We start from the raw sequence: 13,497 nt of genomic DNA, 5'->3' as shown, positions 1-13,497 counted from the left end.
GCCTACTTCCTCTTCTCGAACGCCGCCACGAAGAACCCGTCCGTCCCGTGCCGGTGCGGGAAGAGCTCGAGGCGAGCGCCGTCCACTCCCAGGGCCTTCGCCCGCTCCTCCCCGAGGAGCGGCGCGAGCGGCACCGGCGCGAGGCCGACCTCCCGCTCGGCGTAGTCCGCGATGTCGCCGTTCTCGGTCTTGCCGACGGAGCAGGTGGCGTACACGAGCCGGCCGCCCGGCCGGAGCAGCGCCGCGAAGCGCCGGACCAGCGTGCGCTGGATCCCCGCGAAGCGCTCGGGGTCCTCCGGGGTGAGCCGCCAGCGCGCGTCGGGCTTGCGGCGCAGCGTGCCGAGGCCGCTGCACGGGGCGTCCACGAGCACGACGTCGGCCTGCCCGGCGAGGTCCGCGAGCTGCGCCTCGGCCTCGGCCCCGGCGGCGATGACGCGCGCGCGGAGGTTGTGCACGCCGGCGCGGCGGGCGCGCTTCTTGGCGTCGTCGAGGCGCCCCTCGTCCGTGTCGAGCGCGTGGAGCGAGCCCTTGTTCCGCATCTCCATCGCGAGCGCGAGCGACTTGCCCCCGGCGCCGGCGCAGGCGTCCACCACCGTCTTGCCGGGCCGCGCGCCGCAGGCGAGGGCGATGAGCTGGCTGCCCTCGTCCTGGATCTCGAACAGCCCGTCGCGGAACGAGCCGAGGGCGAAGGCGTTCTGGTGGCCGTCGAGGACGAGCCCCCACGGCGAGAAGCGCGTCGGCTCCGACGCCATGCCCTCCGAGCCGAGCTTTCCGCGCAGCTCCTCGCGATCGATCTTCAGCAGGTTCGCGCGGACCGTGAGCGGCGCACGCGCGTTCATCGCCGCCGCGAGCGTGCGCGCCTCGACCTCCCCGAGCTCGCGGACGAAGCGCTCCGCGATCCAGCTCGGCAGGGACGCCTCGAGGGAGAGCCGCTCCACCGGCTCGGTCACCGCGGCGAGCCGCGCCTCCGCGCTCGCGAGCCCCGCGAGCGCGGCCGGTGGGACCGCGAGCCGCCGCGCAGCGTCCGCCACCGGGACGCCCTCGAACCGCACGAGCCAGGCGGCGTAGCGCGTCGCGAGGTCGGGCTTCCCGCCGAGCAGGAAGTCGAGCAGCCCCTGCCAGCGGATGAGCCCGTAGACCGACTCGGCTACCGCGCGCCGCTCGGAGGCCCAGGGCTTCGGCTCGCGCCGGAGCGCGCGCTCGAGGGCGCGATCCGCGAGCCAGCCCTGGTCGCGCACGAGGCCGTGGACCTCGAGCACCAGCGGGTCCACGAGGTCGTTTCGGTTCGGGCGGGGTCGGAGCGGTTTGCGCGGCATGGGGAGGGCCCGCCGGCGCGGAGCCGGCGGGCGCGCGACCTTACAGGCTCTCGAGCACCTGCGCCACGTGGCCCTCCACCTTCACCTTGGGGAAGACGTGCTCGACCTTGCCGTCCGGACCGACGATCACGGTCGTCCGCTCGGTGCCCATGGTCGTCTTGCCGTACATGCTCTTTTCCTTCCAGACGCCCCAGGCCTGCTGCACCTCGGCGTCGGGGTCGGAGAGGAGCGGGAACGGCAGGTCGTACTTCTCCTTGAACTTCTTCTGCGCGGCGGGCTTGTCCTTGGAGATCCCCACCACCGCCACCTTTTTCCTCTTGAACGCGTCGACTTCGTCCCGGAAGTCGCAGGCCTCCCGCGTTCAGCCGGGCGTGTCGGCCTTGGGGAAGAAGAACACGACCACGCGCTTCCCCGCGAAGTCCGAGAGCTTCACCTCGTTCTCGTCCTCGTCGGGCAGCGCGAACTGCGGGGCCTTCTTGCCCACCTCGAGCGCCATGAATCCTCCTGGCTCGCCCGCCCGGGGCCATCGGTGTGTCCGGGCGCGCGGAGCGACCGCGTAGCCGTACCCGGTCCGGCCCCCGGGCGCAGGATCCCGGGCGGGGACGGCGCTACACTCCGCCCCAATGCGCCGCCGCTCGAAGCCGAGACACGGTCCGCCAGCCTCGGTGCCCCGCGCCCGGCGCGCGCCCCCGGGCAAGCCGGAGACGGCGCCGACGGCGCCCGGAGAGCGGCCGACGGCGGCGAGGGCCGCGGGCGACGTCCTCCTCGCCTGGGCGCGCGACCGGGACGGCAGGAAGGTCCACGCGGTGCGGCTCGACGCGAACGACCGGCGCGCCCGCGCCCCCTTCACGTGCCTCGGCTGCGGGGAGGAGCTCGTCCCGCACCTCGGAAAGGTCCGCGCTCCCCACTTCGCGCACCGGGCCGGGTCGGCCTGCCCGCTCACCGCACCGGAGACGGCGCTGCACCTCGACGCGAAGGAGCGGCTCCTAGCCCTGTGCGAGGACGCCTTCACGGGAAGGCGGCGCGTGACGCTCCTCACCCGCTGCCCGGCGTGCCGGCGCGCCGCGCCGCGGGAGGTGGCGCGCGAGGGCGATCGGGCCGTCACGGAAGGCGCGATCGGCGCGCTCCGCGCGGACGTGCTCGTGCTGGCGGGGGAGCGCCCTGCCCTCGCCATCGAGGTGGTGGTGACGCACGCGGTGGACGCCGCCAAGGAGGTGGCGCTCGCGACCGCGGGGGTACCTGCGGTGGAGATCGACGCGCGCGACGAGTGGGAGCGGGAGGGCGCGGATGGGGTCGAGCTCGCCTGCGCGCGGAGCCTCGGCTTCCCTCCCTGCCCGACCTGCGCCGCGCACGCCCGCGCCGACGAGGACCGGGCGCGCGGAGGCGAGGGGGCCGAGATCGCCGAGCTCGAGGCGTACCGGGCGCGCGGCTTCTTCTCCGCCCGTCCCGCGGGGCTGCCGGCGCCCGTCGCGCCGCACGACGCGCCGCTGTCGAGGGAAGAGCGGGCGGCGCTCGCCGATCGCTTCCGCTGCCCCGACTGCGGCCTGACGCGCCTCGACCTGGGCGAGCGCTTGGCCCGCCACGCCTGCCCCGGAGGGACCGCCCGCCCGGTCGCCTGGCGGGGGTACGACGGCGCGGTGGTGACCCTGTCGTGGTGGCAGCGCTGAGCCTTCACGCAGCGCGCAGGTCCTCCTGCGGCACCCCGCGGAATCCGTACGGATTTTCTCGTCCACGGCCCGCCTCCGCTCGCCTTGCGACGTGCGGTTCGTTGTGTTAGAGGACGGTCCCCCGTGCGCCGACTCGGCTCGCGGTGGCGCGGCCCGCAGCAGGGGGCGCGTGGCGCAGCAAATTCACACACCTCCCGCATCGGCGCGCTCCGGTGCTCCCGGCGACGGCGGCTTCTCGCCCGTCCCGTGGGTCAAAAGGCGCGTCTTCAGCTCGGCGAGGTGGCGGACACGAACCGGAGAACACATGGAAAACCAGCAGCCGCAGCAGCAGCAGCAGCAGGACCCCATCGCTCCCCCGACGCCGACCCCGGCGCCCGAGGCGGCGGCCCCGGCGCAGGCCCAGGGCGAGACGATGGCGAGCGCCCTCACGACGCAGGGCACCGCCATCACGATGAAGCAGCTCCTCGAGGCGGGCGTCCACTTCGGCCACCAGACGAAGCGCTGGAACCCGAAGATGAAGCCGTACATCTTCGGCGCCCGCAACGGCATCTACATCATCGACCTCCAGAAGACCGTCGGCCTCGCGCGCGGCGCGCTCCGCTTCGTCTCGGATGCGGTCGCGAAGGGCGGCATGGTCCTCTTCGTCGGCACGAAGAAGCAGGCCCAGGACGCCATCCGCGAGGAGGCCTCCCGCTCCGGCCAGTACCACGTCACGAACCGCTGGCTCGGCGGCACGCTCACGAACTTCAAGACCGTGAAGCAGGGCATCGACCGGCTGAAGACCATCGAGAAGATGGCGGCGGATGGCACCTACGAGCGGCTTCCCAAGAAGGAGGTCGCCCAGCTCGAGCGCGAGCGCGAGAAGCTGGAGAAGAACCTCGGCGGCATCAAGGAGATGAGCCGCCTGCCCGCCGCGATCTTCGTCATCGACACGAAGAAGGAGCACATCGCGGTGCACGAGGCGAACCGGCTCGGCATCCCGGTGGTCGCGGTCGTCGACACGAACTGCGATCCCGAGGGCATCGAGTACGTCATCCCCGGCAACGACGACGCGATCCGCTCCATCCGCCTCTTCACCGGCAAGATCGCCGAGGCCTGCATCGAGGGCCGCGCCCGCTACTCCACCTGGGCCGCGCAGCACGGCGAGGAGCGGCGTCCGGGCGAGGAGGATCGTGACGCCGCGAGCGAGCGCGGGCAGAAGGACCGCCGCGATCGCCGCGACCGCCGGGGAGGCGGGCGTGACCGCGAGCGCCGCGAGCCGCGCGAGGACCGCGCCGCCGCGAGCGCGAACGTCGAGGTCGTCCGCAAGGGCGAGGTGACGCCGGCGCAGCCCGCGCCCGGCAGCGACGCCAACCGCTAGCCCCCGCGCATCCCGGAGCCTCCGGGGGCGGACCCGGCGGGTCCGCCCCCGACCTTTTTCAACGCACGAAGGAGAACGACCCGTGGCCGAAGTGAACGCGAACATGGTGAAGGAGCTCCGCGAGAAGACCGGGGCCGGCATGATGGACTGCAAGAAGGCGCTCGCCGAGGCCGGCGGCGACTTCGCGAAGGCGGAGGAGGTGCTCCGCAAGAAGGGCCTCGCCGCCGCCGCCAAGAAGTCCTCCCGCGCCGCCACCGAGGGCCAGGTCGCGAGCTACATCCACATGGGCGGCAAGATCGGCGTCCTCGTGGAGGTGAACTGCGAGACCGACTTCGTCGCCCGCACTGACGGCTTCCAGGCGCTGGTGAAGGACATCGCGATGCAGATCGCCGCCGCCGCGCCGCAGTGGGTGCGCCGCGACGAGGTCCCCGCCGATGTCGTCGCGAAGGAGCTCGAGATCGCGAAGGCGCAGATGCGCGACCAGAAGAAGCCCGAGGCGATCCTCGAGAAGATCGCCCAGGGCAAGCTCGAGAAGTTCTACGAGCAGTTCTGCCTCCTCGATCAGCCGTTCGTGAAGGAGGACAAGAAGAAGATGTCCGAGGTCCTCACCGACGCGGTCGCCAAGATCGGCGAGAACATCCAGGTCCGGCGCTTCGCCCGCTTCGTGCTGGGCGAGGGGCTCGAGAAGAAGCAGGAGAACCTGGCCGAAGAGGTCGCCAAGGCGGCCGGGCTGCAGAAGTAGCTCGCTTTCGAGCCTCACGAAGCAACGAGCCCCGGTCCGCCGCGTGCGGGCCGGGGCTTTCTCTTTCCGCGCGGCTGTGGCGCGCGTGTTCGTTCCCCGCGGGCGTGGCGCGGACGTAGCGGCCGAGGCGCGGAACTCTCGGTCGGGCACGCGGGTCGGGCACGCGCGCGCGTGGGGCACGCGCACGCGCAAAAAAAGGGAGCCGGCACGGTGGCCGGCTCCCTTTTCGTTCGAGTCGACTACGGGTTACCGCGTGATGGAGGCGGCGGTGCCCGTGCTCGTCGTGACCACGTCGCTGCAGAGCGTGGAGTCGCTCGTCGCGACGTTCACGCGGTAGTGGTACTTCGTCCCGGCCGCCGCGGTCGCGTCCGTGACGTTCGCCGTCGTGACCGCCTTCGCCGTCGGATCCACCGGATTGGCGGGCTGAGCGACGTTCGCAGCGATGGTCTCATAGGTGCCCGGCACGCCAGCGGCGTCCGGCGCGCGCTGCACGTCGTACGTGAGGGCGCCGCGGAGGATCTTCCACGTCACCTTCACGCCGCCCGCGGTCACGGCCTCGAGCGTCGGCGCAGCGACCTTGGCGACCGGCGACTTGACGCCGGGCGAGGGGTCACCGTAGGGGCCGACGTTGCCGTCGGCGTCCGTGACCGCCAGCGCGTAGAAGTACTGCTGGCAGCCGCTGAGCTTGGTGTCCTCGAACGGGAACTTCGCCTCGGTCGTCGAGCCGGCGAGGCCGACCTCGGGAGCGACCACCGAGAACGCGCCCGGCAGATCCTCCGTCGCGATGGACTCGTCCTCCGTGGCCCGGAGGACCACGAAGGCGCTGGCACCCGCGGGGAGAGCGGTCGCGCTCGTGTTCACCGAGATCCGGTTCGGCTTCGCAGCCGTGCCCGTACCTTCGGCCGGCAGGAAGGCGGCCGTCGGCGCCCCAGCGGGAATCTCGAGGGCCGTGAGCGTGTACTCGCCGGCGGTCTCGGTGAACTCCTCGCCCACGCCCGGAACCGTCGCGCGGATCCGGTAGTCGTAGACCTCGCCGGCCGTGACGGTGTCGGTGAAGGAGTACGTCGTCGCGGGCGGATCCGCGACCGTGAACGTCGCGCCTTCGAGGGCCGTCCAGATCGGGTCGCCGTCCGCGTCCTTGCCCGTGACCTTCTGCACCACGTACTCGGTCGCGCTGCCGCAGGCGCCGGGCGTGAACTCGAAGTTGGCGGTGACGGCGTCACCCGAGCCGGCGAGCTCGGTCGCGCGGAAGGACTTGATCGGGCCGGCGTCCGGCTCGAGCTCGAACGCGACGTTCACCGGGAGCGCGTTGCCCTGCCGATCGAAGACGGTGCCTTCGATGCGGTAGGTGGCGACCTCGGCCGCGTCGCCCTCGACCTCGCTGACGGCGAACCAGCCGTCCCCAGCGACGCCGCCCGAGACGTCCTCGCCGCGGTAGATGATGATCGACGCGCCCTCCGAGGAGGTCGGAGACGACGGGTTGTAGCAGCTCAGCCAGTTGGCCGAGTCGTCCGTCTCCGTCGCGCCCACCACGCGGGTCACCTTGAGCCACGGCGCGCCGTCGCGGACGGCCGGATCGCAGCTCAGCGGATCCGCCTGGATCGAGGCCCCGTCGAGGAGCTTGTTGGTCTTCACGTAGACGACCGGGATGTCGGCGATCGTCGACGCCTCCGCCGACGCGCCGCGAGGCACGACGCCGCGGGGCGCGAGGTGCGCGCCCTCGCAGACGGACGAGGAGCGGATCGTCCAGAACCCGTCGACCAGCTCGCCCTCGGCCGCCTCGTCGGCGTTCGAGGCGAAGGCCGAGAGGATCGAGGGCGGCCCCTTGTTCTCGTCGTCGTACGGATCGCAGGCGGCGATGATCGCCACCGCTCCGACCCACCACAGTTTCCTGATGCTGTTCATGGTCGTTGTCTCCTGGCGCGGCCTAGAACGAGAGGGCGACGCCGAAGCGCAGCGAGAGCGGCGCCTGGAACGAGTTGACGCCCGGGGCGGCCTTGCCCCAGTTCGGGTTGACGCTCACCGGACGGCCGTCGACGGTCTTGAGGTACCGCACGTCGGAGCAGTCGGCCTGGAGCTTCGCGACCGGGTTGCTCGAGCCGCCGGCGCTCGTGTCGCAGTTCAGGCCGACGATCGGCTGGACGGCGTCGAACGTGTAGTTCTCGTCCGTCAGCCGGACCTCCTCGGTGTTGAAGACGTTGAACACGTCCACCGAGAACTGGAGCGCGTACGGCGGCGTGATGACGTAGCTGAGCGAGCCCTTGAGGTCGACGTTGTGGAGGAACGGCGAGCGCCCCGCCATGCCGCGCGGGAGGATGAACGCCTGGCCCTCGCCGTAGTCGCCCGCGCCGCCGTCGGCGCCGAGCGCGTTGACGGGGTTTCCGGAGGTGCCGGTGTACCCCGCGCCGGTGGTGAGGTTGAACCGCGGCCCGAAGTTGAAGGTGTACGAGCCGTACAGCTTCACCTGGTGCGGACGGTCGCCGGGGAGTCGACCGTGCTTGTTCGCCATGAGGGAGGCGAGGTCGTACTCGGAGGTGATGCCCGGGTCGATCTGGCCGTCCTCCTCGCGGTACGGGCCGGCGAGGTTACCGCGCAGGTACGAGTAGGTGTAGCTCGCGAAGGCCTGCCAGTTCTGGGAGAAGTTCTTCCGCCCGAAGACGGTGATCGCGTCGTACGAGCGCTCGGGCTCGGGGAACTTCACGTTGACCTCGCGGCCCGTCATCACGTCGAACGTGGTCACGTTGACCGGATCGTAGGTCACCCCGTCGATCGTGAACGGGCTGCCGGTGCCCGGGTTGCCGATGTAGTAGTGGACGCCGTCGTCGGAGGACATGTCCTCGATCGTCGCGCCCTGGCGACGGCCCTGGTACTCGAGGCCGAGCGAGAGGTCGGAGAGCACCTCGTACTCGAGCTGGCCGCCGAACTGGTCGACGTAGGTCGCGTCGAGGTTCGGATCGACCGGCGTGAAGCCGCCCGACTGGAACGCGTCGAACGTCTCGCCGGCGGCGGTGCGGGTCTCGATCTCGCAGGTGCTCCTGCCGAGGCCGACCTGCGTCGCGTCGAACGCGGCGTAGTTGCCCACGGCGCCCGACTGGGCCCAGTTACCGCACGTCGAAGCCGTCAGACGGTAGCGGAGGTTGTCCTCGAGGCCGAAGGCGCGGTCGCCCATGTCGAGCGGCATCATGTAGTAGAAGCGGCCCCAGCTGCCGGCCAGCTTGCCGCGGCCGTTCCCGGTGAAGTCCCAGATCGCCTGGACGCGCGGCGCCCAGTTGTTCGAGATCGTGAACCCGTTGTCCTCCGGGTTGTCCCGGTTGGACATGTCCTGCATCTCCCAGCGGAGACCGTAGTTCAGCGTCACGTTCTGGATGGGGAGCTGCCACGAGTCCTGCAGGTAGAGCGCGGTGGACGTCGTCTGCGAGTTCGTCTCGATGCTCTCGAACTGGTTGATGCCGTCAGGGCCGATCAGGGCTCCCGGCTCGGCGATGACGCCGAAGGTGTCGCTCGGCGTGCCGTTGTTGACGACGCCGTAGCCGCGGAACACGCGGAGGCTGGCGTCCGTCCCGGTGGCGTTGGGGACGGCGCGGAAGTAGGCGCCGCCGCCGTAGCGCTTCGTGATCCCGTAGGTGGAGCGCTCGACGTCGAGGCCGCCCTTCGTGGCGTGGGAGCCGAAGGCGTCGAACAGGTAGGTGGCGTTCACGCGGCCCGCCAGGCGGTTCGCGGCCGAGTCGTTCAGGAAGCCGGAGCCGCCGGTGAGGTAGCCGAACACCGTGCAGCTCGCGAGCGGGTCCGCCGTGTTGCAGGCGGCGTCCACGCCGGGGCGATCACCCTCGAACCCGGAGAGCGGGAGGTTGTCGTACCACTCGATCGCGGAGTTGCTGGCCTGGAACGAGGACGGATCGTCCACGGAGGTGGAGCCGTGCCAGCCGGCGACGACCTCGGTGATGAGCCGCTTGTCGAGGAACTTGCCGGAGTAGCGGCCGATCACGTCGAAGATGTTGTCGGTGCTCTCGATGGTGCGGCGCTGCTCGGCGCCGTTCATCGCGTAGCGCTTCTCGGTGGACGGCAGGCCGAACCCGGAGAGCGTGAAGTTGTTGTTCTCGTTCAGCAGGTAGGTGAGCTTGCCGGTGAACTGGTAGGTGCTCCGGCCGCTCTCGATGATCTCGCTCGTGCCCGGGATCGTGTTCTGGACGAAGTTGCCGTTCGAGTCGATGCAGCGGCCGAGCTCGAGCGGATCCTCCACCGCGCAGTTCCCCGTCCCGACGTCACCGAGCACGTTGGAGCGGAGGAACCGCTCCGTGTTGCGCTTCGTGATGACCGGCGCGAAGCCGGCGTAGAACCAGAGCTTGTCCTTCTGGATGGGGCCGCCGATCTCGAAGCCGAGGTCGAGGTCGTAGGAGCCCTCGTCCGGCTTGAACCGCCACGCCACCGCCTCACCGGCCGCACCGGCCGTGCGGCCCGTCGGCTGGAACAGGAAGCGCGGGGTCAGGTTGCCGAACACCGAGCCGTGGAACTCGTTCGAGCCCGACTTCGCGACCATGTTGAGCACACCGCCCGTGGCGCGGCCGTACTCCGGCATGAAGCCGCCGGTCTTGACGTCGACCTCCTGGATGAAGTTCGTGATGAGGGTCGTCTGCGGGTTCTGCGCGGTCGGGTTGCCGCCGAACGTGCCGTACACCGGGTCCGTCACGTTCATGCCGTCGAGGATGTAGGCGTTCTCGGGCGACTGCGAGCCGGCGAAGCCGACGCCGTACTGGTCGACGGACGCGGTCGGCACCGTCGCCGAGACGGCCTCGACCGTGCGGCCGACGGGGACGCTCGCCACGAACTCGCGGGAGATGACCGCGCCGCTCTCGGCCGCGCCGATGTTGATGACCGGCGCCGCGCCCGTGCGCACGACCTGCTCCTCCATCTGGACGGCCTCGGGGACGACCGCGAGGTTCGCGCGGATGGTCTTGTCGAGGCGCACCGTGATGTCGGACCGCTCGGCCGGCTTGTAGCCGTCGAGCTGGACCGCGAGCTTGTAGTCACCCGGCGGCAGCTGCGGGAGACGGAAGGAACCGTTGTTGTCCGTCACCGCCGTCTGCTCGCCCTGCAGCGAAGGGCTCGTGGCGATGATGACGGCGCCGGCGACCGGCTTTCCGGTCGACGCATCGGTCACCACGCCGAGGATGGTGCCGGTGGTTTGCGCGGACGCAGTGCTCGCGAACAGCAGCGCGAGCGGCGCGAGCCGCAGGAAGCGCAGCAACTTCTTCCTCATGACTTCCTCCAGGGAGAGAGCACTCAGCCGCAGCCAGACGGTCGAGCGCACGTATGGATACAGGCACGGCACACGTGGCGGTCGACCGACGGGTCAATCGATCCGCCGTTCTAGGCACCCGCTGTGAGGAATGTCAAGACGGGGCCAGCTGTTAGGGGGGCGTGTCGTTTACGCCCCCCTCGGGGCGCAACACTCCGGGTTCACGCAGGTTTTTGCGAAAGCGCCAGAGTGTCGCGGCCTTGTGGGCTAGGGCCGTGAAGGCGCCCCTAGAGCCGCGTTGCGCCATCGGCGCGCATGTCGTCCGGGAGCGATCGAGGCGAAAGGCGCGACGCCGAACCGCGCGATTTCGATCGGTTTCCTGCGACTCTCCCCCGTGCGCAGTATTGTCGCGGACCGGTATTGACAAGACGCAGGTCCCGAGACTAGGAAGCGTCTTCATTTTTCCGGCTGATTCTGCCGTCAACCGCAGCAGCAGCGAGGCCAGCCGCGCGTGTTCGACGAAGTCACGAAGAAGGAAGGCGGTAAGGCCGCCGCGCGACGCGCGGGCTACGTCTTCGGCTCTACGGTTTTCCAGGGAATCCTGATCGCGGCGGTCATCTTCGCGTCGGCGGCGATCAAGGCGAAGGTCATCGACGAGCCGGTCGTCGACGTGAAGTTCGTCAAGACCGCGCCGCCCCCGCCCCCGCCTCCTCCTCCGCCCGCCCCCCCGGCGGCGCGGAAGCGTCCGCCGGAGTCGAAGCCGCGGACCGATCTCCCCAAGCCGCCTCCTCCGCAGGCGCTGATCCAGCCGCAGGAGATCCAGCCCGAGATGAAGGCGCCGGATCCCAACGAGGCTCCCGAGCCGGAGTACGACTACGGCGACGTCGGCGAGGGCGAGGGGGTGGTCGGCGGCGTCGTCGGCGCGCAGGCCGCCAACGACATCGAGGACGCGCCGGCCTACGCCACCGCGGGCTATCGCAAGCCGCAGATGAAGGAGCCGGGGTGCGTGCAGCGGTCGGTCCGCATCCCGCAGCAGCTCGCGGGGTACATCTCGGGTCCGATCACCGTGAAGTTCGCCATCCGCCCGGACGGCGTCCCTAGCCGGTTCGAGGTGATGGGCACGGTCCCGGACCAGCGCATCTCGACCTCGATCTGGCAGGCGGTCCAGAGCTGCAAGTGGGTCCCCGGCGCCGACGCGCAGGGCCGCCCGGTGGCGATCTGGGTCATCCTCCCCATCCGCTTCACCTCGGGCTGACCGAGCCCGCTCGTCTCACCGCTCTTTCCGCACCCGCACCTGTAGTTTCAGCCCACAGGAGATGTCGATGTTCCAGCCGCTCGATGCCGTCCACAATCTCGCCCTCGCGCAGGCGCACGGCGCCGGCGCCGCCCCGGGCACCTTCGATCTGGTCAACATGATCAAGTCGATCGAGGGCTTCGGAATCGTCGTCGCCGTGATCCTCGGGATCATGAGCATCTACTCGCTCGGCGTGATGGCCGAGCGGCTCGTGACCTACTCCCGCGCCAACAAGGCGTCCCGCCAGTACGCGGCCAGCCTGCGCGACCTCCTCCCCGGCGGGAAGTTCGGTGACGCCGTGGAGCTCTCGAGGAAGCTGAAGCGGGGCCACCTCCCCAAGGTGCTCGGCCTGGCGATCGAGGAGTACAGCCGCGGCGTCGAGGCGCTGCACACCCGCGGCCCCAAGGACGTGGGCGACTTCGACGTCATCGCCGCCGTGAACCGCGCCGTGGAGCGGAGCTCGCTCCGCACGGTGAACGATCTCCGCCGCGGCCTCGGCTCGCTCGCCACGATCGGCTCGACGGCTCCGTTCGTCGGCCTCCTCGGCACGGTGTGGGGCATCATCAAGGCCTTCCAGAACATGGCGGCCACCGGCTCCGGCGGTCTCGGCACGGTGTCCGGCGCGATCGCCGAGGCGCTCATCAACACCGCCTTCGGCCTCCTCGTCGCGATCCCGGCGGTCATGATGTTCAACTACCTCACGAACCGCGTCGAGGACATGCAGGTCGACATCACCGACTCCGCCACGGAGCTCGTCGACTTCTTCATGAAGGAGGGGCGCGGCGAGGCGAGGTAGCCTCCCCCCCCTCCTCGAAGCGCCAGGAGCCGAACGCGATGTCGATGGATGTCGGCAGCAAGTCGGTGAAGAGCGACATCAACGTGACGCCGCTCGTCGACGTCGTGCTGGTGCTCCTCATCATCTTCATGGTCATCACCCCGATGCTGCAGCGCGGAAAGCCGGTCCAGCTCCCCGACGCCAAGCACGTCTCCGCGCTGAAGGGCGGCGGCGATCCGGTCCTCCTCTCCATCACCGCCGACGGGAAGGCCTGGATCGACAAGGCGGAGGTCCCGCTCGATCAGCTCTCCACCGAGCTCACCGTGGCGATGCAGATGTCGCCGGGCTCTCCGGTGATGATCAAGGGCGACAAGAGCCTCGACTACAAGAAGGTCCGCGAGATCATCCTCGAGGTCTCGAAGACGCACCTGCTCGGCGTGAGCCTCGCCGCCAGCGAGATCAAGGAGAAGTAGCCATGGGGATGGCGCTCGGGACCAAGAAGCCCGCCTCGGACATCAACGTCACGCCGCTCATCGACGTGGTGCTGGTGCTGCTCATCATCTTCATGGTGCTGACGCCGCTCGCCGAGAAGCAGAAGTTCATGCGCGTCCCGGACTACCAGCCCGAGATGCAGCCGGTCCCGCCGGACTCGGTGCCGCCGGATCAGACGATCCTGACGGCGCTGCGCAACGGGAACGTGCTCCTGAACAAGCAGGAGCTGAGCGTCGCGGACGCGATGCAGCGGCTCGGCCCTGCGTACGAGGGCCGCCCCTCCAAGGTGCTGTTCTTCAACGCCGAGGACAACGTCAAGTACGACCAGGTGGTGTACGTGCTCGACCAGGCGCACGGAGCGGGCGTGAACACGATCGGGATGATGACCGATCCGCCCCTCACCGCGCAGGCCGCACCGGCGGAGGCGGCCCCGCAGTAGCGGGTCAGCGGGGAAGGGGACCCGAGGGCCGGCGCGAGCCGGCCCTTTCCTTTTGGCAGCGATCGAGCAGACCGCTCGCCCTGAGCCCGCCGTCCTTCGACAGGCTCAGGATGACCGGGCCTTCGACAGGCTCAGGATGACCGGGCCTTCGACAGGCTCAGGATGAGCGGACGGCG

Annotated in this window: 11 protein-coding genes; 7 read left to right on the top strand and 4 right to left on the bottom strand. The window is 70.4% G+C overall.

The genetic code is table 11. From position 1 onward, the window contains the following. Positions 1–2 precede the first annotated feature (2 nt). Entirely contained in the window at positions 3–1,316 is a 1,314-nt protein-coding gene (locus tag ANAE109_RS01520) for an RsmB/NOP family class I SAM-dependent RNA methyltransferase (RefSeq protein ID WP_011984620.1), read from the bottom strand. A gap of 40 nt (positions 1,317–1,356) precedes the next feature. Continuing rightward, on the bottom strand, positions 1,357–1,812 hold the full coding sequence (gene bcp / locus ANAE109_RS01515; protein WP_083776778.1) for a thioredoxin-dependent thiol peroxidase: 456 nt from the start codon (positions 1,810–1,812) through the stop codon (positions 1,357–1,359). Positions 1,813–1,939: 127 nt separating this feature from the next. Here bcp and ANAE109_RS01510 point away from each other — a divergent pair, with 127 nt between their 5' ends. From ANAE109_RS01510 to tsf, 3 genes are all read left to right on the top strand, one after another. Then, complete coding sequence (locus ANAE109_RS01510; RefSeq protein WP_011984619.1) at positions 1,940–2,983, top strand: competence protein CoiA family protein; 1,044 nt, start codon at positions 1,940–1,942, stop codon at positions 2,981–2,983. Positions 2,984–3,395: 412 nt separating this feature from the next. Further along, positions 3,396–4,343, top strand: coding sequence for a 30S ribosomal protein S2 (gene rpsB / locus ANAE109_RS01505; protein WP_011984618.1), 948 nt, complete (start codon positions 3,396–3,398; stop codon positions 4,341–4,343). A gap of 82 nt (positions 4,344–4,425) precedes the next feature. Continuing rightward, positions 4,426–5,085 (top strand): translation elongation factor Ts, encoded by a 660-nt coding sequence (gene tsf, locus ANAE109_RS01500; protein WP_011984617.1) that lies wholly within the window; start codon positions 4,426–4,428, stop codon positions 5,083–5,085. A gap of 246 nt (positions 5,086–5,331) precedes the next feature. On the opposite strand, the gene ANAE109_RS01495 is transcribed toward tsf, so the two are convergent. Both ANAE109_RS01495 and ANAE109_RS01490 read right to left on the bottom strand, forming a co-directional pair. Further along, the gene (locus ANAE109_RS01495; protein WP_011984616.1) at positions 5,332–6,990 is read right to left on the bottom strand and encodes a hypothetical protein; all 1,659 of its coding nucleotides are present in this window, start codon (positions 6,988–6,990) and stop codon (positions 5,332–5,334) included. A 22-nt stretch (positions 6,991–7,012) separates the two neighbouring features. Next, positions 7,013–10,342 (bottom strand): TonB-dependent receptor, encoded by a 3,330-nt coding sequence (locus ANAE109_RS01490; RefSeq protein ID WP_011984615.1) that lies wholly within the window; start codon positions 10,340–10,342, stop codon positions 7,013–7,015. A gap of 490 nt (positions 10,343–10,832) precedes the next feature. On the opposite strand from ANAE109_RS01490, the gene ANAE109_RS01485 reads away from it, so the two are divergent. The 4 genes from ANAE109_RS01485 (at position 10,833) to ANAE109_RS01470 (ending at position 13,321) form a co-directional block, all read left to right on the top strand. After that, positions 10,833–11,576 carry an energy transducer TonB gene (locus ANAE109_RS01485; protein ID WP_011984614.1) on the top strand — a complete coding sequence of 248 codons (744 nt, stop codon included), beginning with the start codon at positions 10,833–10,835 and terminating at the stop codon, positions 11,574–11,576. 67 nt (positions 11,577–11,643) lie between these two features. Next, positions 11,644–12,411 (top strand): MotA/TolQ/ExbB proton channel family protein, encoded by a 768-nt coding sequence (locus ANAE109_RS01480; protein WP_011984613.1) that lies wholly within the window; start codon positions 11,644–11,646, stop codon positions 12,409–12,411. A gap of 38 nt (positions 12,412–12,449) precedes the next feature. After that, on the top strand, positions 12,450–12,863 hold the full coding sequence (locus ANAE109_RS01475; RefSeq protein ID WP_011984612.1) for a biopolymer transporter ExbD: 414 nt from the start codon (positions 12,450–12,452) through the stop codon (positions 12,861–12,863). 8 nt (positions 12,864–12,871) lie between these two features. Then, positions 12,872–13,321 (top strand): biopolymer transporter ExbD, encoded by a 450-nt coding sequence (locus ANAE109_RS01470; RefSeq protein WP_234945216.1) that lies wholly within the window; start codon positions 12,872–12,874, stop codon positions 13,319–13,321. Positions 13,322–13,497: the final 176 nt, after the last annotated feature.

The organism is Anaeromyxobacter sp. Fw109-5, assembly GCF_000017505.1.
Lineage (GTDB): Bacteria > Myxococcota > Myxococcia > Myxococcales > Anaeromyxobacteraceae > Anaeromyxobacter.
Note: the sequence above shows the minus strand (reverse complement) of the source record. Positions and strands in the feature narration are given on the sequence as shown.